This is a genomic window from Streptococcus marimammalium DSM 18627 (assembly GCF_000380045.1).
GTDB classification, from domain to species: Bacteria; Bacillota; Bacilli; order Lactobacillales; family Streptococcaceae; genus Streptococcus; species Streptococcus marimammalium.
This window is the reverse complement of the sequence record NZ_KB904339.1, coordinates 159689-180612: the sequence shown is the minus strand read 5'-3', so window position 1 is coordinate 180612 and position 20924 is coordinate 159689. Positions and strand designations below refer to the sequence as shown.

At 33.3% G+C, this 20924-nt stretch carries 20 protein-coding genes; 3 read left to right on the top strand and 17 right to left on the bottom strand.

What is annotated here, in order from left to right:
* Positions 1-23 precede the first annotated feature (23 nt).
* From aroC to A3I1_RS0100880, 5 genes are read right to left on the bottom strand one after another with little or no spacing between them, the layout of a single operon-like run.
* The gene (gene aroC, locus A3I1_RS0100900) at positions 24-1190 is read right to left on the bottom strand and encodes a chorismate synthase (protein WP_018369437.1); all 1167 of its coding nucleotides are present in this window, start codon (positions 1188-1190) and stop codon (positions 24-26) included.
* On the bottom strand, positions 1187-2257 hold the full coding sequence (aroB, locus tag A3I1_RS0100895; protein WP_026216717.1) for a 3-dehydroquinate synthase: 1071 nt from the start codon (positions 2255-2257) through the stop codon (positions 1187-1189). The genes aroC and aroB overlap by 4 nt, the downstream gene beginning before the upstream one ends.
* A gap of 2 nt (positions 2258-2259) precedes the next feature.
* Positions 2260-3141, bottom strand: coding sequence for a shikimate dehydrogenase (aroE, locus tag A3I1_RS0100890; RefSeq protein WP_018369435.1), 882 nt, complete (start codon positions 3139-3141; stop codon positions 2260-2262).
* Positions 3131-3808 carry a type I 3-dehydroquinate dehydratase gene (aroD, locus tag A3I1_RS0100885; RefSeq protein WP_018369434.1) on the bottom strand — a complete coding sequence of 226 codons (678 nt, stop codon included), beginning with the start codon at positions 3806-3808 and terminating at the stop codon, positions 3131-3133. The genes aroE and aroD overlap by 11 nt, the downstream gene beginning before the upstream one ends.
* A complete protein-coding gene (locus tag A3I1_RS0100880; protein ID WP_018369433.1) occupies positions 3805-4968 on the bottom strand; it encodes a class I SAM-dependent rRNA methyltransferase in 1164 nt (387 codons plus the stop codon). The genes aroD and A3I1_RS0100880 overlap by 4 nt, the downstream gene beginning before the upstream one ends.
* 235 nt (positions 4969-5203) lie before the next feature.
* Here A3I1_RS0100880 and A3I1_RS0100875 point away from each other — a divergent pair, with 235 nt between their 5' ends.
* On the top strand, positions 5204-7372 hold the full coding sequence (locus A3I1_RS0100875) for an LTA synthase family protein (protein WP_026216716.1): 2169 nt from the start codon (positions 5204-5206) through the stop codon (positions 7370-7372).
* A gap of 51 nt (positions 7373-7423) precedes the next feature.
* On the opposite strand, the gene A3I1_RS0100870 is transcribed toward A3I1_RS0100875, so the two are convergent.
* The 9 genes from A3I1_RS0100870 to A3I1_RS0100830 form a co-directional block, all read right to left on the bottom strand.
* Positions 7424-8134 (bottom strand): ABC transporter ATP-binding protein, encoded by a 711-nt coding sequence (locus A3I1_RS0100870; protein ID WP_026216715.1) that lies wholly within the window; start codon positions 8132-8134, stop codon positions 7424-7426.
* Positions 8131-8895, bottom strand: a complete 765-nt coding sequence (locus A3I1_RS0100865) for an ABC transporter ATP-binding protein (protein ID WP_018369430.1) — start codon at positions 8893-8895, stop codon at positions 8131-8133. The genes A3I1_RS0100870 and A3I1_RS0100865 overlap by 4 nt, the downstream gene beginning before the upstream one ends.
* Entirely contained in the window at positions 8895-9851 is a 957-nt protein-coding gene (locus A3I1_RS0100860; protein WP_018369429.1) for a branched-chain amino acid ABC transporter permease, read from the bottom strand. Before A3I1_RS0100860 ends, A3I1_RS0100865 begins: the two co-directional genes overlap by 1 nt.
* A gap of 2 nt (positions 9852-9853) precedes the next feature.
* A complete protein-coding gene (locus A3I1_RS0100855; RefSeq protein WP_026216714.1) occupies positions 9854-10723 on the bottom strand; it encodes a branched-chain amino acid ABC transporter permease in 870 nt (289 codons plus the stop codon).
* 82 nt (positions 10724-10805) lie between these two features.
* Positions 10806-11975 (bottom strand): ABC transporter substrate-binding protein, encoded by a 1170-nt coding sequence (locus tag A3I1_RS0100850; RefSeq protein WP_018369427.1) that lies wholly within the window; start codon positions 11973-11975, stop codon positions 10806-10808.
* A 108-nt stretch (positions 11976-12083) separates the two neighbouring features.
* Positions 12084-12335 carry a DUF2129 domain-containing protein gene (locus A3I1_RS0100845; protein WP_018369426.1) on the bottom strand — a complete coding sequence of 84 codons (252 nt, stop codon included), beginning with the start codon at positions 12333-12335 and terminating at the stop codon, positions 12084-12086.
* A 186-nt stretch (positions 12336-12521) separates the two neighbouring features.
* Complete coding sequence (locus A3I1_RS0100840; protein WP_018369425.1) at positions 12522-13112, bottom strand: ATP-dependent Clp protease proteolytic subunit; 591 nt, start codon at positions 13110-13112, stop codon at positions 12522-12524.
* A 79-nt stretch (positions 13113-13191) separates the two neighbouring features.
* A complete protein-coding gene (gene upp, locus A3I1_RS0100835) occupies positions 13192-13821 on the bottom strand; it encodes a uracil phosphoribosyltransferase (RefSeq protein WP_018369424.1) in 630 nt (209 codons plus the stop codon).
* A 132-nt stretch (positions 13822-13953) separates the two neighbouring features.
* Complete coding sequence (locus tag A3I1_RS0100830; RefSeq protein WP_018369423.1) at positions 13954-15591, bottom strand: putative polysaccharide biosynthesis protein; 1638 nt, start codon at positions 15589-15591, stop codon at positions 13954-13956.
* A gap of 89 nt (positions 15592-15680) precedes the next feature.
* Here A3I1_RS0100830 and A3I1_RS0100825 point away from each other — a divergent pair, with 89 nt between their 5' ends.
* Entirely contained in the window at positions 15681-17126 is a 1446-nt protein-coding gene (locus A3I1_RS0100825; protein WP_026216713.1) for a UDP-N-acetylmuramoyl-L-alanyl-D-glutamate--L-lysine ligase, read from the top strand.
* A gap of 101 nt (positions 17127-17227) precedes the next feature.
* Positions 17228-17863: an MBL fold metallo-hydrolase gene (locus tag A3I1_RS0100820; protein ID WP_018369421.1), complete on the top strand. Its 636-nt coding sequence runs from the start codon at positions 17228-17230 to the stop codon at positions 17861-17863.
* Between the two features lie 76 nt (positions 17864-17939).
* On the opposite strand, the gene ftsX is transcribed toward A3I1_RS0100820, so the two are convergent.
* The 3 genes from ftsX to prfB form a co-directional block, all read right to left on the bottom strand.
* A complete protein-coding gene (gene ftsX, locus A3I1_RS0100815) occupies positions 17940-18869 on the bottom strand; it encodes a permease-like cell division protein FtsX (RefSeq protein ID WP_018369420.1) in 930 nt (309 codons plus the stop codon).
* The gene (gene ftsE / locus A3I1_RS0100810; protein WP_018369419.1) at positions 18862-19554 is read right to left on the bottom strand and encodes a cell division ATP-binding protein FtsE; all 693 of its coding nucleotides are present in this window, start codon (positions 19552-19554) and stop codon (positions 18862-18864) included. Before ftsE ends, ftsX begins: the two co-directional genes overlap by 8 nt.
* Before the next feature lie 17 nt (positions 19555-19571).
* A protein-coding gene (gene prfB, locus A3I1_RS0100805) for a peptide chain release factor 2 (RefSeq protein WP_149031781.1) occupies positions 19572-20667 on the bottom strand; the annotation gives its coding sequence in 2 pieces (ribosomal slippage) (positions 19572-20594 and positions 20596-20667; 1095 coding nt in all).
* Between the last annotated feature and the right edge of the window lie 257 nt (positions 20668-20924).

Below are 20924 nucleotides of genomic sequence, written 5' to 3'. Positions count from 1 at the left end.
AACTTTCTAATTAGTAAAATAAGTTAAAATAATTTTAATCTTTCCTTATAGCTGTTAAAAGATTGTTTAAGGGCTGTCATATTATCAGAAGCAAATGTTTCTAAAATCTCAGAAGCAAGAACAGTAGCAACAACATTTTCCATGACAACACCTGCTGCAGGAAGAGCCGTTATATCACTTCGTTCTACACTTGCCTTATACGGTTTATGAGTTTTGATATCAATGGTCATCAAGGGTTTATAAAGCGTTGGAATAGGCTTCATCACTCCCTTAATAATCAGGGGTTGGCCATTTGTCATGCCACCTTCAAAGCCTCCTAAACGGTTAGTTTTTCGACTATAACCTGTCTCTTTCTCCCAGACAATCTCATCCATAACCTGGCTACCCGTTAGATGAGCAGATTCAAAACCCAGTCCAAATTCGACACCTTTAAAGGCATTAATCGATAAAACGGCCTGGGCTAGTTTACCGTCTAGTTTTCGATCCCACTGCACATAAGAACCCAGTCCAGCTGGAACTCCTAGAGCAATCGTTTCAATAACACCACCTAGTGTGTCTCCTTGTTTTTTGATATTGTCAATTTGTTCTTTAATAGCCATTTCAAAAGCTTCATTAGCAATCGAAAGGTCTGATTGTCCAGCTTTTATCTTTATCTCTTGATAGGTCAACTCATCTGAAAGATCAATAGTCATACCACCAAAAATAGTGATATGATGAAAGACTGTGATTGATAATTCTTCCAAAAGTCTTTTTGCCACTGCACCAATAGCTACTCTCATAGCTGTTTCACGCGCACTAGATCGCTCCAGCGTATTTCTCAAATCAGAAAAACCATACTTCATTCCACCAACCAAGTCTGCATGGCCAGGACGAGGTTTGGTTAACTGACGTAGGTACTTTTTATGCTCCTCAATCTCATGAACAGCCATAACCTGAGACCAATGATTAAAATCTTTATTTGGCATAGTTAAAGTGATTGGACTTCCTAAAGTCAATCCATGTCGAACACCTGATGTTATCTCGATGCGATCAGATTCAATCAACATTCTATCACCTCTACCATAACCTTTTTGGCGTCTTTGTAATTCCTTATTAATATCATCAGCATTCAAAAAAAGACCTGCTGGGATACCTTCAATAATGGCTGTTAAATGTGGGCCGTGAGATTCACCCGCAGTAAAATATCTCATTTTTTCTCCAAATAATCTCTAACATCTTCTAAAGCAATTGACTCCATCTTTGCTTGCCCTTTTTCTGAAACAAGAACCAGTTTTAATTGTTTACCATTTACTTTTTTGTCATGTGTGATAGCTTGATACAACTTTTCTTTATCCCATTTTAAAGGGGCAACAGGTAGACCAAATTTCTGACACATGGTTTTTATTTCATTAGAAATACCTTTAGCCATTAATCCTTTTTCTTCAGCTATTTTAGCGACTTGTATCATGCCCATCGCAACAGCTTCACCGTGATAAATCTCACCATAACCAGCCGTTTGCTCTATAGCATGACCAATCGTGTGACCAAAATTAAGAAAATGCCTTAAACCAATGTCATATTCATCTGCTAGAACAAATTCTTTTTTAACTTGACAGGATTGATAGATAAGACGTTCAGCATTTTTCAAAATACACTCTCTTGTTCCTGCCATCTCCTCTAATAATTGCCAAAGGTTAGTATCAGCAATCAAAGCACATTTAATCACCTCACCCATTCCTTCAATCAATTCACGTTCACCTAGAGTTTTTAAAACTTCTGGGTCAATTAAAACTCCATCTGGTTGATGAAAGGTTCCCAATAAATTTTTAGCGGTTTTAGTGTTAACACCCGTTTTACCACCAATAGAAGCATCTACTTGAGCAATAAGACTGGTTGGAATTTGTAAAAAATGAAGACCTCTCATATAAGTTGAAGCAACAAACCCTGCTAAATCACCAACAACACCACCACCAAGAGCGATAATACCATCTGTTTTACTTATTCCAAATGAAGACAAAAAGTCATATATCTTTTCTACTGTTATTAAATTTTTTGATTGTTCACCAGCTAAAAATTCAAAAACAGCCACTTGAAAGCCTTGATTCTCCAACTGCAATTTCACATGTTTTGCATATAAAGTAGCCACAAGATTATCTGAAATAATAACGATTTTTTGTGGTTGCCAAAGAGATGATACCCATTCTCCAACACGATAAAGGCCATCTTTTTCTATAAGAATATCGTAGGGATGACTAGTAAGATTAACATGTATTTTCATCATTAGACTCCTAAGGACTGCTGAGAATACTCTTCTAACAATGGTAAAATTTCTTGAACCGGCATTTTCTCATTTGTCCACAATTCAAAAGAAATTGATGCTTGATATAAAAGCATACCTAATCCATTCAAAGTTTTCAAACCTTGTTTTTTAGCATAAGCGATTAGAGGCGTCTCAAGTGGATAATAAATAATATCAGCCACTAAGAGATTTTTAGGTAATCTCACATCATGACTAGGAAGAGCTAAGCTTTTACCATCCATTCCTATACGAGTAGTATTGACCAATAAATCAGCACTTAAAATAACTGCTTCAAATATTTTTTTTTGTGATAAGGCATAGGTTAAAATAACTGTTCTGGTCTTTTTAGCCAGTAAGGTCATCTTTTGTTTTGTTTCCTTAAGATAAGACTCCTTGGTAAAAATAATAATTTTTTTTACATCCTCAATAGCTGCTTGCACAATAATAGCGGTAGCTGCGCTACCGCTACCAATTATAACCATTGTTTTTTCTGCTATTTTAAAATTATTATGATTTTCTAGACTCTTTAAAAAGCCAAGGCCATCTGTATTATAACCAATCAGTTGTCCCTCTTTATGACAAATTGTATTCACAGCCCCCATTAATTGGGCTTCTTTGGAGAGACAATCTAAAAAAGGAAGAACTGCTTGTTTATAAGGCATAGAAACATTAATACCGAACATATTTAATCGTTTAATGGTTTCTAATGTTAATTCAATATCAGAAAAAGTTAATTCAAAAGCAAGATAAATACCATTAATACCTGTTTTTTGAAAACTCAGGTTATGGATAAAGGGTGACAGTGAATGTTTAATCGGATTTCCTATAACTGCAGCTAGACGAGTTTTCCCATCAATCAGCATCTAACATCTCCATAATTTTTTTGTAATGAATAAGTGAAATCTGACCAGATGCTATTTGATCATCCATAAAAGTAAATGTCCATGAGCTACCTGTTAAATAGCCACCCAAACGTGTCAATTGTCCTAATTTACCCATGGAAATAGTGACATAATCTTGTTCAGGATTCAAAGTTTTAAAACCTCTTGTTAGATTCATGAGATCCAAAACATCTTGCTCACTCTTAGGAGTTACAGCAATTTTAACCATTCGTGGTCCTAAAGTTGTTAATTCAGAGAATAATTCCATAATGTTTTCAGGTGTTTCTTCGTAGTTATGATAGGATAAGACAAGGTTTGAAAAATCCAACATCTCGTCAAAAACATTTTTATAGGAGAAATATTCAAAGTCAATATAGTCTGGCGAATAAAGGGCTTGGATTTCTTTTAAAATAGCAACGTACTCTTCTGAAGATAAAGCTATCATGCCACCTTCTTTTTGTGTACGCAAGGTAAAAAGAATTTCAAAACCTGAAAATTTTTCAAAGATGGCGGGAGCAACATTAAGAATATTGTCTTTTGATAAAAAATCTGCTCGCCATTCAATAACATCTGCTCCAGAGAATTTTTCAATGTCCATTTGCTGGACTTCTTCAAACCCTTTTGGGGTAATTGTTACTACTGTTTTCATTTGTTCACCTTTATTGTAAATACTTTTAAATAATTACTTCTTTCATCATTTTTGTTTATTTTAAAATCAGATGGAAGTTGGTAAAGAGACTCATAGGTATGTCTTTGGTTCCCAAAACCTTTTTCTAATTCTTTTTTAAATTGTGTCAAACTAAGATTAGCAGCATTGGTTGAAGCGATAATTAGGCCATTATCTTCAAGTATATCAAGTGATTGGTTAATCAATTGATGGTAATCTTTAGTGACAGAAAAAATCTTTTTTTTGTTTTTAGCAAAACTAGGTGGATCGATAATAATCACATCATAGCTAAGATGATGTCGTTTGGCATACTTGAAAAAGTCAAACACATCCATCACAATAAATCGATGGTTCGTTAACTCAAAATGATTAGCTTTAAAATGAGCTGCAGACATTTCCTTAGATCTATTAGCCAAATCAACTGATGTTGTTTCAAGAGCACCACCCATACTCGCAGCGACCGAGAAAGCCGCAGTATAAGAAAAGAGGTTTAATATTTTTTTACCACTAGAGAAATGACTAACCAGTGCTTCTCTTACTTCATGTTGGTCTAAGAAAATACCAGTCATCAATCCCTTATTTAAAAAGACTTGATAGTTAACCCCGTTTTCTAAAATAGTAAACGTTTCCGGTGCTTCTTGACCATAAAGATGAGCTGATTGATAATCAATTCCAGCAAAGCGAATTTTTTCATAAGCACCCTTAATTTCAGGAAAAATCACTTTAAAAGCTGAAATGATGACTTCTTTTAACTGGTATACAAATTGATTGTACCACGAAAAGACAGCATAATCACCATATAAATCAATCGTTAAACCACCAAAATCATCCCCATCTTGATTAAAGACACGAAAAGCAGTTGTCAAATCAGATTGAAAATAGTAATCACGTTCTTTTTTTGCTTTTTCAAGAAGTGCTTTAAAATAGTTTTCATCAAGAGTGAGTTTCTGATGGGAAAGAAACCAACCAATCCCTTTATTTTGCTTAGAAAGATAAGCAACTCCTAAAAATTGTTGTGTTTTTGAAAAGATTTCAACCAATTGATTATCAATTGATAAGTCTTCAAAATCATTAGCATCCAACAATTGGATACCCTCTTTAATTTTTTTCTCAATAAAAGGGGTTACTACAAGTTTAATCATACTCTATATTATAACAGAAATTTAATATTTTTCCTACAAAAAGTTTGTGAATTACTCCCTGAATCCCTTTAAAATAGTAGTAGGAACATTTTCCAAACTATTCTATAACAATTTTTAATAACAATGAAATGAGAACAATTTTAAAAGAGATGTTTTCTTTTTTCAACTATTCTCATTTATGTTATAATTAAATATGAAACTCTTTTAAGAATAGATAGAATGAGGAAATAATTTTGTGAAAAATATAAAGAAATTTATCTTAAATATCATGAGCACAAGATTGGGATTTATCCTTAGTTTACTTAGTTTTTACTGGTTAAAAACAATGTGGGCGAACACTATGGACTTTAATCTTGGTTTAGAAAATCCTTATCAATTTTTTCTAACCCTAATCAACCCAATTCCAATTAGTTTGTTATTAATTGGATTGGCTCTTTACATTAAAAATTCAAAACTATTTTATAGTGTTGCCATTATTATATATAGCCTACTTAACTTGCTTTTAATTGCTAATGCTATTTACTTTAGAGAATTCTCTGATTTTATTACGATTAATACTATGTTAGCAACTAGTAAAGTATCAGCAGGTCTTGGTGACTCTGCCATTAACCTCCTACGCCCATGGGATTTAATTTATCTTTTTGATGTCTTTATTATTTCTTTTTTATTGATCAAAAGACATATCTCTATTGATAATCGCCCCTTTAATAAAAGAGCCAGCTTTGCAGTAACTGCTCTGTCTACTTTGTTTTTTTCAATAAATCTTTTTCTAGCAGAAATTGATAGACCAGAACTATTATCAAGAGGTTTTTCAAATACTTATGTAGTTAGAGCTCTTGGAATCACTGCCTTTTTAGGATACGATGCCAATCAAACTTACCAGACACAAAAAGTTCGTGCTGAAGCTAAACCAGAAGAAATTGAGACAGTCAAATCTTATGTGAATCAACACTTCGCTAATCCAAATCCTAATTATTTTGGGCTTGCCAAGGGTCGTAATGTTATCATTATTCACTTAGAGAGCTTCCAACAATTTTTAGTCGACTACAAATTAACAGTGGACAACAAAGAGTACGAAGTAACACCTTTTATCAACTCACTTTACCATTCAAATCAGACCTTTTCTTTTTCTAATTTTTTCCATCAAGTTAAAGCTGGAAAAACTTCTGATTCTGAAACTCTGATGGAAACATCATTATTTGGTCTTAATCAAGGTTCATTCTTTGTTCAATACGGCGGTGATAATACCCAACAAGCTGCCCCTCATATTTTAGCTGAAAATGGCAACTATAGTAGTGCTGTTTTTCATGGTAATATAGCTACTTTTTGGAATAGAAATAATGTTTATAAGGCTTTAGATTACGATTACTTCTTTGATCAATCTTATATGTCTGAAGCTACTGATGATAACTCCTTCCAGTACGGATTGAATGATAAAATCATGTTTTCTGACTCCATCAAATACTTAGAGCGGATGCAACAACCTTTCTACACCAAATTTATTACCGTTTCGAACCACTACCCCTACCAAAATCTTTCAGGAAATGAAGTTGGTTTCCCTCTTGCTCAAACAGACGACGAAACCATTAATGGGTATTTTGCAACTGCTAATTATCTAGATTCAGCTGTTAAAAGCTTCTTTGATTATTTAAAAGCAAGTGGCCTTTATGATAATTCTGTCATCTTATTGTATGGGGACCATTATGGTATTTCTAACTCAAGAAATCCAAGCCTCGCAGAATTACTAGGTAAAGATTCTGAAACTTGGTCTGAATATGACAATGCCATGCTCCAAAGAGTTCCTTATATGATTCATATACCTGGAACAGATAAAGGATTTATCAGTGATACCTATGGTGGTGAAATCGATAATCTCCCAACTCTACTACACCTTCTAGGAATTGACACAAAGCAATATATCCAACTTGGACAAGATTTACTCTCTAAAGAAAATCGTCAGGTTGTTGCATTAAGAACTTCTGGGTATTTCATTACGCCTCAGTATACTAGTTATGGTGGCAGACTATATAATACAGTCACTGGTGAGGAGATTACTAATCCTGATGAAAACACAAATCTTGTCATCGATGAGATTAAATATATAGCTAAAACACAACTAGATATTAGTGATAGTATCCAAACAGGTGATCTTCTTCGTTTTTACCATGATAGTGGCCTAACACCTGTTGATCCTTCAGTCATTTCTTACAATAATTCCTTTGAGATTCTAACTCAAATTGAAGAAGAACTTGGAGAAAAGTCAACAAGTCTTTACAGTCAAAACAATAACTCTTCAACTCAAGACCTCTACAATGCTCCAAGTTATAGCGAGTTAAACCCCCCACAAGCTGAAATTTTAGAAACAGATGGCAATGAAATGAAAAACAATTCAAACATTGAGTAGAACAAATTGAATATAATAAAAACCTTATAATACCTATAAGGTTTTTATTTTTTAACCACCTAGATAAGCTTTTTTCACTTCATCAGATGTTAATAAATCTTGACCAGTTCCTGAAAGGACAATTCTACCAGTTTCTAAAACATAACCTCTATCAGCAATTGATAAAGCTTTATGTGCATTTTGCTCAATCAATAAAATGGTTGTTCCTTGTTTTTGAATATCTAAAATAATATCAAAAATTTCTTGAATAAAAATTGGAGCAAGACCCATTGAAGGCTCATCAAGAAGTAATAATCTGGGTTGACTCATAAGAGCTCTTCCCATAGCTAACATTTGTTGCTCACCACCTGATAAAGTTGCAGCATCTTGGTTTTTTCTTTCTTCTAATCGAGGAAAACGTGAGAATACTTTTTTCAAATTTTTTTGATTTTCCTCGCGATTTGTTTTTAAAAAAGCCCCCATTTCAAGGTTTTCTAAAACAGTTAATCCCGAAAAAACATGTCTTCCTTCTGGTACTTGAGATAAGCCAGAAGCCACAATTTTTCTTGCTGGGATTTTATGAATAAGATCACCAAGAAAAGAAATCTCTCCTTTGGCTGGCCTAACTAATCCTGAAATTGTTCGAAGAATAGAGGTTTTACCGGCACCATTTGCACCAATTAGACTGACAATTTCTCCTTCATTAACTTCAAAAGAAACATCTCTTACAGCTTCAATAACACCGTAGCTAACAGATAAATTTTTAACAGTTAACATCATTATCCCTCCTCTCCTAAATAAGCTTCAATAACACGTTTATTAGTTTTTATTTCTTCAGGTAAGCCGTGTGCAATCAAACGACCATATTCTAAAACATAAATTCTCTCAGTCACTTCCATAACAAGACTCATGTCATGTTCAATTAGAATAATGGTAATATTAAATTGTTCTTTCACTTGTCTAATTAAGTTTGTTAAATCAGCTGTTTCTTGCGGATTCATTCCCGCTGCTGGTTCATCTAAAAAGAGAATTTTAGGATTTGTAGCAAGAGCTCTAACAATCTCAAGACGTCTTTGTTGACCATAAGGAAGGTTCTTAGCCAGATAATCACTATACTTATCAAGATCAAAAATAGCTAATAAGGACATGGCCTTCTCTTTAAGTTCTTCCTCTTTACGATAAAAGTTAGGTAGTCTTAATAATGAGGTTAAAAAACCTGAACTTTCATTATTTGACATCCCAACCAACACATTGTCTAGAACAGTCATATTTTTAAAGAGTCGAATATTTTGAAAGGTCCTTGATAAGCCTAAAGAAGCAATTTTATAGGGTGTTTTTCCGTTCAATTCAGTACCATCTAAAACAATACTGCCCTCAGTTGGTTCATAGACACCTGTCAAAAGATTAAATAGAGTTGTTTTACCAGCACCGTTTGGCCCGATAAGACCAACAAGTTCTCCCTTATTAAGCTCAATACTAACATTTCCAACTGCCGTTAAACCGCCAAAGTTTTTAGTAACATTTTTTACTTCTAGAAGTGCCATTACTTTTTGACCTCCTTAACATTCTTTCCAAACCATTTGGATAAAATCAATTCTTTGGTCCCCAAAAGCCCTCCAGGTCTAAAGACCATAACAAGTATCAATGCTAATGAATAAATAATCATACGTAAATCAGAAACATTTTGCAAAAACATGTTTAAAATACCTAAAACAAGAGCTGCTACAATTGTTCCAGTAACAGAACCTAATCCTCCTAAAACAGCAATAATCAAATATTCAATCGATTTCATTACAGTAAAATCTTTAGGAACAACAGTTCCTATATAACCCACATAGAGCGATCCAGCAATACTTGCTGTCATTGCTGCTATAACAAAAGTCAAAACTTTGATATTTGTTGTATTAACGCCCATTGATTCTGAAGCAATTTCGTCTTCTCTAATAGCAATCACTTGACGACCAAGTGGACTTCTTAAGTAGTTTAAAACTAAGATACTGATAAGAACAACAAAAAGAAAGACAACTGGCCAAGTGGTGTATTGGAGGATCCCTGATAAACCAGCTGCACCATTAGTTAATTCACCACCATTAACAATAATGATCCTAATAATCTCTGATGCACCTAATGTTGCAATCGCTAAGTAATCTCCTTTTAATCGCAAGGTCGGAATACCAATAATAAGAGCAACAACCGCTGCAATTAAAACACCAACAAACATTGAAATATAAAAACCTGCATAGGTTGGCATTGATTTGGTTAATATAGCTGTGGCATAAGCACCAATTGCCATGAATCCTGCTTGTCCAAGAGAAAATTGCCCAGAAAAACCTAATACAAGATTTGTTCCAAGAGCCATAATCATACTAATACCAATCCCCATCAAAATTTGAAGGTAATAAATGCCAAGCAAACCTGTACTTGATAATATAGCAACGAGTAAGAAAGAGATGATAACTAAGAGACTCCAAAGAAGATTGACTTTTAAATTTTTTTTCATTCTTACACCTTCTCTTTCACATTTTTACCAAAAATTCCTGCTGGTCTAACCAATAATATGATAATTAAAACAGCATACACAACTGCATCACGGTAACTTGATAAGCCAAATGATACTGAAAATGTTTCTAAAAGTCCAATAACGAATCCACCAATGGCAGCCCCAGGAATAATACCAATACCACCCAAAACTGCAGCAACAAAAGCTTTAATTCCAGGTGTCATCCCCATAAGAGGATCAATAGAATTATAATATAAACCAATTAAAACACCTGCTGCACCTGCTAAGGCTGAACCCAAAGCAAAAGTAAAACTAATGGTACTGTTAACATTAATTCCCATTAACTCTGCTGCATCACTATCTACTGAAACAGCTCGCATGGCTTTCCCCATTTTTGTTTTTTTAACAATAAATTGTAAAAGAATCATTAATAATAAAGAGACACCTAAAATCGTTAATTGAACATTAGTAATGCTAATTGGCCCAAGATTATATTTTACGGTTTGTAAAGCTTGTGGAAAAGCTCTTGTGTTAGCTCCAAAAAGATAGACCATCCCATATTCTAAGAAAAAAGAGACACCAATTGCAGTGATTAAAGCTGCAATACGTGTAGATTGACGTAGTGGCCGGTAAGCTAAAAATTCTATTAGGACACCTAAAGCAGCTGTTATTAACATTGTTAAAATAAGAGCGATGAAAAAATTTATTTTGAATTGATTGATTAGATAGTAGCCTATAAAAGCCCCCATCATATACAAGTCGCCATGGGCAAAATTAATTAGCTTAATAATACCATAAACCATGGTATAGCCTAATGCTAATAAAGCATAAACACTACCTAATATTAGCCCATTAACAAGTTGTTGAAGCATGTATTCACCAAACTTTCTATAAAATATAATATCTGGAAAGACTATTGCCTTTCCAGATATTGATTGTGAAGATAAAGCAAGATTAATCAGCTGAAACAACTGTAGCAGAATCTTCTTTACCATCCTTAAGACCAATCATAACAACTGATTTTACTGGGTTATGATTTTCATCAATAGTAATAGAACCAGTAACACCTTCAAAATCAGAAAGTTTTGCAAGATTTTCGGCAATATCTTTAGATGATTTAGCGCCTTCTGATGCTTTAGCGACCATATAAACAGCGTCATAAGCTAAAGCTGCAAACATTGATGGTTCTTCACCATATTTTGCTTTATATTTTTCAATAAAACCAGCTGCACTGTCTGAAATTTCTGAAGAGAATCCTGATAAGTAATAAACATCAGTAGTAGCAGCATCACCAGCTAATTCAACAAACTTTTCATCTCCAAAACCGTCTGGACCAACAATTGGTTGTGAAATCCCTAAGTCTCGTGCTTGTTTGGTTAAAAGTCCAGTTTCATTATAGTAGCCTGGCATCACAATGGCGTCAAAGTCTAAATCCTTAATTTCAGTTAAGGCTGCTTGGAAGTCCGTATCTTTAGATTGGAAAGTTAATTCTTTAATAACTTCACCTTTATAAGTTGCCTTAAATTCCTTAGCAATTCCTTTAGCATAATCACTTGAATTATCATAATAAAGAACGACTTTATCAGCTTTTAAGTTATCAGTAGTAAATTTAGAGATAACATTTCCTTGGTAGCTATCAATAAAGGTTGCACGAAAAACGTATTTTTGTACACTACCATCTTCATTAACAGTCAAACTATCTTGAGTACCAGAAGGAGTCACAAGAGGAACACCTGCAGAGGTTGCATTAGGTGCAGCTGCTGCTGTAGAACCAGATGTTGCAGGTCCAACAATTGCATTAACTTTACTTTCAGTTGCTAAGTTAGTTGTTACAGAAGCCGCTTCACTGTTTTCTGATTTATTATCTTTAGAGATTAACTCAATTTGTTTGCCATCGATACCACCTGCAGCATTAATTTCTTCAACTGCTAACTCTGCTGCATTTTTTTGAGGTACACCATATGCAGCCACACCACCAGTCAATTCAAAATTAAGACCAATTTTGACAGTATCACCAATTTCATTTCCCTCTGAGTTTGAGGAAGTTGTTGGAGCACCACCACAAGCAACAAGAACCGTTGTTGTTAAGAACGTTGTTGCTAATAATAACAATTTTTTCTTCATAAATTTTCTCCTTAATTAATTGTAACTAGATATGCTATTAAGATTACAGAATTATCTGACAATTGTCAAGGCTTTTTGCTCTTTTTTTACAAAATTTTCTGAATATTTTTATTTTTCCCATAAATTACCAACAAAATTAAAGTCAATATCTTCAAAATATGAGGAATAAGCTTCTTTGACAAATTTCAACTGATTCAATTTTTCCAAGATAAGATTGACCTCATCTTGATTAACATATAAAACAAGGTATCTCATACGACGAGAATGATAGATAAAGTCACCATACTTCATTAATTTTTTTGCATCTCTATTATAATAAAGAGAAACAATAATCCCAACACGTTTAGTTTTAATAGACACTATTATTTTCCTTTCTCATCATTATTACTGATCTGTTCATTTTAATTATTTTTTTCTATGTTTAAATTATAGCACAAAGTTTTTTTTTTAGAAATTCTAGTTTATTTGAAAAACAACAACTAAATAATTAGCAATTAAGATAATAAAAGACAACTTGAAATCATTCAAGTTGTTTTTTGTTATTTTTTATTTTAACTCATTTGCTGCCATTATTTCATCAATAAAACCATAAGCTAATGTTTCTTCTGCACTCATCCAATAGTCACGCTCAGCATCTTTATGAATTTGTTTAACACTTTTACCAGAATTATCTGCTAAGATTTTTTCTAAAGTACGACGTGTCTTCAATAAGTGCTCAGCTGCAATTGCCATATCAGTTTGTTGTGTACCTCCACCAGTGCCACCCATTGGTTGATGAATCATATACTCAGCATGTGGTAACATAAAACGTTTGCCTTTGGCTCCACTTGAAGCAATAATTGTACCCATTGAAGCTGCCATACCCATGACGATAGTTTGGACATCTGCTTTAATAAAGTTCATCGTATCAACAATAGCTAATCCTGCCGATACTGAACCTCCCGGAGTATTAACATAGAGATAAATATCTTTGGTACTGTCCTGAGCATCTAGGAAAAGTAATTGAGCGATAACAGAATTGGCCATATTATCTTCAACAGGTCCCGTGAGCATAATAATACGATCTTTAAGAAGACGAGAATAGATATCGTATGAGCGCTCGCCTCTACTAGTCTGTTCAATAACTACTGGTATCATGTATCAATTTCTCCTTTATTTTTAATGATGACCTTATTATACTTGTTTGGTCAAAATTGGTCAAATATTTAACATTTACTTATTTTGTGCCAAATAAACGATCTCCAGCATCACCTAACCCTGGAACAATATAGCCGTTTTCGTTTAATTTTTCGTCTAAAGCTGCAGCATAAATATCAATATCAGGATGTGCTTCTTGAAGTGCTTTAACACCCTCTGGTGCTGCTACTAAACTAACAAATTTAATATGAGTGGCACCACGTTTCTTTAGGGAATCAACACCAAGAATTGCTGAACCACCTGTAGCAAGCATTGGATCAACCAATAGAATTTGACGATGTGCAATATCATCAGGTAGTTTAACTAAATACTCAACAGGTTTCAATGTTGTTTCATCACGGTACATACCGATATGGCCAACTTTAGCAGCTGGGATTAAACTTAATAAGCCATCAACCATACCAATACCAGCTCTTAAAATTGGAACAATTGCTAATTTTTTCCCTGTTAGTTGTTTTTGAACAGTTTTTGTAATTGGTGTTTCAATTTCAACATCTTCAAGAGGTAAATCACGACTAACTTCATAACCCATTAGCATTGCAATTTCATTAACAAGCTCACGAAAATCTTTTGTAGACGTTTTTGTTCGTCTCAAAATGGATAATTTATGTTCAATTAGTGGGTGTGAAATGACTTGAAATTTTCCCATTTTAATTACCACCTTTTTTTTTATTCTCTCTATTATATCAAAAAATCCTCTAAAAGAGGATGATAAAAGTATATTTTTAATCTTTTAACATTTTTTTGATAAACGGTCCTAATCATTTTGAAAAATAGTCTATTATTTTTCCCAACCTAGTCTTTTTCTTAAAGAATTGGCTTTTGTTCCAAGTAACAAATCAATTACTCCACTCCATAAAGCAAGTCCACCATAAACAATAATTCCTACACTACCAACAACTAATAGATAAACAGTACTTATTAAACGATTATTTGGGGTAACGATTAAACCTAAAAGACTATTTATAATAATGACCGCTAAAATCATTACTATTGTCATAATCATCATCAGTGTACTACTTTTAATAAGTAAGCTACGATTAAAGTTTGTAATCTCATGAATCCTTTTATAGATAAAAACAATTGGGATAATGAGTGCAACCATCGTTGATAATAAAGGGCCATAAGAATGAAATACAAAGATAAAGGGAATCTGTAAAATTATTTTTGCTATAACCCCATACAAAAAATAAAGCACAGCTTTACGATTTTCAAATAAGGCTTGTAGCATTGGTGATGCTACGGTGTATAATCCCAAAAAAATGGTTTGTAGTAATGAAACAATAAATAAATGTAGCGCTAATACATCTGGTACCCCATAAAAAATAGTATAAAGTGGTCCCGCTAAAACAACTGATCCAAAAATAGCAGGTAATAAGAATAAAAAGAGCATTTGTGTATTGTTAATCACTAATTTAGCTGCAGCTTTTTTATCGTTTTTAACAATATTTTCAGTCAACAAAGGAATGCCCGTTCCTGCTATTGCTGTTGCTACAGCAATTAAAATCATTGTTAATTTACCAGGGTTTGATGAAAAATAAGCAAACATTATTCGCAATTCACGATTAGAATAATCTGTAAACAACTCCATACTATTAATAAAAGTCATTTGATCGATCAAGCGAAAAATTTGAATTGCACTGCCAGTAACAACAAAAGGAATAGCTTCTTTAATTGTTTCCATTAAAATAGATTTGGTGTCAAGGCTTGTTGATTTTGGTGCCTTTAAGAATACACGATAAAGTAGGTTTTCTTTCCATAAGAAATAAACCAAAACAGATAATGAAGCAAACATACCAATAAAGGCTGCAAAGGTTGATTGGGTAACAGCCTCCACATAATTACCTGTTCCCATTTTCATAATGTAAAAGGCTGTTAATAACATCCAGATAATCCTAATGACTTGTTCTGCTATTTGACTGATAGCATAAGGTTTTAGATTATTAAAACCTTGGAAAAATCCTCTTAAAACACTCATGGCTGGAAATACCAAAACTGCTAATGTTAAACTTCTCATCACAGGAATCAAATCTTTGCCACCACCACTTAAGTCAGCAAAAATTGGGGAGCCAAAAAACATGATAACAGCAAAAATGAGTCCCAATAAGAGCATGAACATAAAGATTTTACGAATCAAATAAAAACTCATCTCAGGTTTATCAAGTGTATTATATTTAGCAACTTGTTTAGCAACTGCAACGGGTATTCCAACAGTGGATACCAATAAAAAAAGTGCATAAATTTCATAGCCCATTCCAAAAAGAGCATTGGCTTCTGCTGCATGTGGTGCCATCCAAGCATACCAAGGAATAATGTAAATTGCTCCTAATAAGCGACTTAAAAAATTTCCAAAAGTTAACCAAGCAGTTCCTTGAACCATTTTTTCTTGTTGTGTCATTTTTGATTTTTCTTTACTCATTTTTTTAATCTTTCTCATTCGTGATATTTTTATTATAAACTTTTGCTTAAGACTTGTAAATTGAGAACTTTAAGTCTAAAATATAAAGTATGATTACAATGAAAAAAACTTTAACTATTTTAAAAAAAGATAATAACTTTAGAGAAATTATATTGAATAATCACTTCTACTATGATTGGCAAGAAGAGGTGTTTGATAGACTTAGCTATGATAGCAGAAAAGTATCAAAAAAGACTCTTTTCTTTGCTAAAGGACGTGAATTTAATAAAAGCTATTTAGAACAAGCTATTTCCAATGGTTTACAATACTATATTTCTGAAAAAGATTATAAAATGTCCATCCCAGTTATTCTAGTGAATGATATTAAACAAGCCATGAGTTTAATTGCTCAGACTTTCTATGACTATCCACAAAAAAAATTAAAACTTTTGGCTTTTACTGGCACAAAAGGAAAAACAACAGCTGCTTATTATGCCTATCATATCCTTAAGCAAAGCCATAAACCTGCTTTATTATCCACTATGAATACAACTTTAGATGGTAAAACCTATTTCAAGTCTACTCTAACCACACCTGAGAGCATTGATCTTTTCTCAATGATGGCAACAGCTGTTGAAAATGGTTGCAGTCATCTCATCATGGAGGTCTCAAGTCAGGCTTATTTGATGAAACGTGTTTACGGTTTAATCTTTGATGTTGGAGTCTTTTTAAATATTAGCCCAGATCATATTGGTCCGATTGAACATCCTTCTTTTGAAGATTATTTTTACCACAAACGCCTCTTACTTGAAAACAGCCGTTTTGTTATTGTTAATCATCAAATGGATTACTTTGATCTGATTAAAGAACAAGTCGCCAAACAACCACATGATTTCTATGGAAAGAATTCTGAGAATACTATTTTGAACAGCCAACCATTTTCATTTGAAGTAATCGGTAAATTAGCTGGATACTATAAAAGTCAATTAATTGGCCACTTCAATCAAGAAAATGCCTTGGCAAGCGGTTTAGCTGCACTCCAATTAGGAGCTAGCCTAGAAGATATTAAAAAAGGTATTGCTGAAACAGTCGTCCCTGGTAGAATGGAAATTTTAACTCAAAAAAATGGAGCAAGAGTCTTTGTTGATTATGCCCACAATGGTGTGAGTCTAATGCAGCTTTTAACAGTAGTCAATAACCATCAAACAGGAAAAATTATTCTTATTATTGGTGCAACTGGTAATAAAGGCGAAAGTCGTAGAAAAGATTTTGGAGAGGTTATTAATCAATTTCCTCATATTCATGTCATTTTAACGTCAGATGATCCAAACTTCGAAGACCCTCTTGCTATTGCACAAGAAATTGCTAGCCACATCACTCGTCCTGTTGAAATCATAACCGATCGTGACACAGCAATTAAAACAGCAATGACTTTAACAAAGGAAGCTAGTGATGCCGTTATTATAGCTGGTAAAGGTGCTGATACCTATCAGATTGTTGATGGCCAAAAAGTATCCTATGAGGGAGATAAGGTTTTGGCTCAAAAATATCTATAATTTAAAATAATTCCAACTTATATGATACTTTCATCTATTAGTTAGGATTTTATTTTAAAGAATTAATTTTGTAATTCTTATTTTTTTGGTAGACTATAGTTATGACTATTTTAAAATCTGTTAATCATATTGCACAAGAAAATACTTACTATCTTACAAATCATCAAGGTACTCTTGTCATTGACCCAGGTAGTAATACAAATGATATCTTAAATAAAATTTCATCTCTAGGAAAATCCGTAACAGGTATACTCCTCACTCATGCCCACTGTGATCATATCATAAGTGTTGATGCCATTAGAAAAACATTTAGCTCGGTTCCTGTTTATGTATCAAAACAAGAAGCTAATTGGCTTTTTTCGCCTAAAGACAATCTTTCAGCTTTTGGAGGATTTGAAGGTCTGGGGGACGTTATTATTCAAGCTGCAGATTATTTTTATGACTACGATAAAGAATATGAGTTATCAGGGTTTCGTTTCAAAGTAGTCAAAACACCTGGACATACAATCGGCAGTGTTTCAATAATATTCCCAGAATTTGAGGCTGTTTTTACTGGTGATGCGCTTTTTAAGGAAACAATTGGACGAACTGATCTACCAACAGGAAACTATAACCAACTCATAACTAGTATCAAAACTCAACTTTTAACCTTACCAAAACATTATCGTGTTTTTCCTGGTCATGGACCAAGTACTGTCATTAGTCATGAAAAAATATTCAATCCCTATCTTACATAAAACAATAAGGACTGGAGAAATTAATTTTCTCCAGTCCTTATTTTATAAATGTTAACTTCTTAATTAATCAATTTTATTACACTTTCAAATAACGTCTCATTGATAAAACTGATCCTACAGAGCCAATCAAAATCCCAACTAAGAATAAAGCTCCCATAGCGTATAGTAAAAAGATATCAGGTTCATACATTGATAGATTCTGTTTGATTAAAGCCACATTGAATTTTTGATAAACAAAATGATAGCCATAAAATAAAATTAATGATGGTAAAATAGCTCCTATAAGACCAACCCATGCTCCCTCAAGAAAGAATGGCCATCTAATATAAGAATTTTTTGCACCAACTAAGCGCATAATCATAATTTCTCTTCGTCTAGAAATAATGGTGATTCTAATAGTATTTGAGATAAGAAAAACTGCAACAAAGAGTAATAAACCTGCTCCTACAAGTCCCCATGTTCTAATAACACCAGCTATTTTAAAGATTTTCTCAGTATTTGCTCCACCATATTCGACAGAATCAATACCATTAATATCTTCTATTTGTTTAGCAACACGTTTAACGGCTTGAGGTGATGTTGTTGTAATAATGTAAACAGTACTAAGTGGATTAGCATCGCCTTCAAAAATTTCCCATGAATCCCCAAATGTTTCTTGAAGATTTTTTAGTTGTTCCTCTTTATCTGAAAAATCAATTGTCTCAACTTCTGGGATGGATGCAATCTGATCATAGATTTTATGAAAATTTTCATTAGGTACTAATGTGCCATCCTGATTGGGAATTTGTTCTATGTAATCAGTTGAATCAACTAACAAAAAGGCATTAACTTGAATATTTTTTTCAATACCAGTTGCTAAGCGTTCTGTATTTGCAATAACTGCTGAAAAAATTCCCACTAAAATTAAAGTGATTGATACTGAACTAATGGCAACAAATGTCATCCATCCATTTCTTTTCAGATTTTTCATTGATTCCCACAAATGTCTGAAATATCTTCTAATCATCGTAACCGTACTCTCCTTTTTCTTCATCACGAGCAACACGACCATCTTCAATCGCAATCACTCGATGACGTAATGTGTCAACGATATGTTTATTATGCGTTGCCATTAAAATCGTTGTCCCTTGAAGGTTAATTCTTTCTAATAATTGCATGATTTCCCAAGAATTGTCAGGGTCTAAGTTTCCTGTTGGTTCATCAGCAATCAATAATTTAGGGTTATTAACAATTGCACGCGCAATTGCAACACGTTGTTGCTCACCACCAGATAATTGATCAGGAAATGATCTCATTTTGTGTTTCAATCCAACTAGTTCTAGTACTTCAGGCACCCGTTTTTTGATAACACGTTGTCTCTCACCAATAACCTCCATCGCATAAGCAACATTTTCAAAAACAGTTTTTTTGGGAAGTAATTTATAATCTTGGAAAACAACTCCAATACTACGACGTAGGTATGGAACCTCTCTTTTTTTCAATTTTGTTAAATCAAAACCAGCAACTTTTAAAGAGCCTTTAGTTAATTTTTCCTCACGGTAAAGCAATTTGATAAAACTTGATTTTCCCGCTCCAGAAGGGCCAACGATATAAACAAATTCACCCTTATCAACAGTAATAGATACATTTCTAAGTGCTGTTGTTGAACGATGGTATTTTTTGCTTACATCTCTCATTTCAATTAATGCCATTATTTTTTCCTCTCCTATTATTTTATTCGCCATTTAAGATAAGCATCGATAAAACCATCAATGTCTCCATCCATCACTTTATCAACCTGAGCAACTTCAAAGTTTGTCCGATGGTCTTTAACCATTGTGTATGGTGTGAAAACATAAGATCTTATTTGACTTCCCCAAGTAATTTCTTTTTTATCACCTTTTAAAGCAGAAACTTCTTGTTCTTTTTTTTCTTGTTCTAGTTGATAGAGTTTACTTTGTAGCATCTTCATGGCACGATCTCTATTGCCATACTGTGTTCTATCAACGGTAGATGACACAACAATTCCGGTTGGAATATGTGTTAAACGAACACCAGTTGAGACTTTATTAACATTTTGTCCACCAGCTCCACCTGAGCGAAAGGTGTCCATTTTAATATCATCATCTTTAATCTCAATTTCAATCGTATCATCTAACTCAGGCATTACTTCAATTGATGCAAATGATGTGTGACGTCGTTTTGCTGAGTCAAAAGGTGATATTCTTACCAAGCGATGAACACCCATTTCTGATTTTAACAAACCATAAGCATTGGTACCCTCAAAAGAAAGTGTCACACTTTTAATACCAGCTTCATCTCCTGCTTGATAATCTAAAATTGCGACCTTAAAACCTCTTGCATTACCATAACGCGTGTACATTCTAAGGAGCATATCTCCCCAGTCTTGTGCTTCTGTCCCACCAGATCCCGGATGAATTTCTAAAATAGCATTATTACTATCATAAGGTTCTGAGAGTAAGAGTGTCATTTCATAACTAATCATCATTTTATCAAGTCTATTTAAAGAGTCTTCTAATTCATTTTGAATTGAAGCATCCTCTGAAACCATCTCTTCTAAGATTTCAATTTCTTCACTAAGTTCAAGCATTGTCTGAAAAGTTTGGTATTTTGATTTTAAATCGTTTAATTCTTGAGATACTTTTTGAGCTTTAATATTATCATCCCAAAATTGAGGATGAGTCATTTCATTTTCAACTAGTGCTATCTCTTCTTCTAATTGTTCTAGGTCAAAGAGACCTCCTAAAGCTAGTCAACTTCTCATTGTGTTCTACTATTTTTTGACGGATTTCTGATATATCCATATTTCATACCTCTTTTATATAATTCTATTTATTTTATCATAGAAGAATTTGTATTGCTATTCTTATTACAATAATTTAAGAAAGTTTTCTTTTATTGACCTAAAAAGCTAGGAAAAATAAAAATACTAGTCTGATAGTAGACTATAGCACTTTTTGACTATCTTATTGGTTCTATATTTTTGTTGAACAGTTTTCTCAGAAACTTTAAATATTACTAAGAAAATGTTTTTAAACTATAAAATAATAGAATACACTTC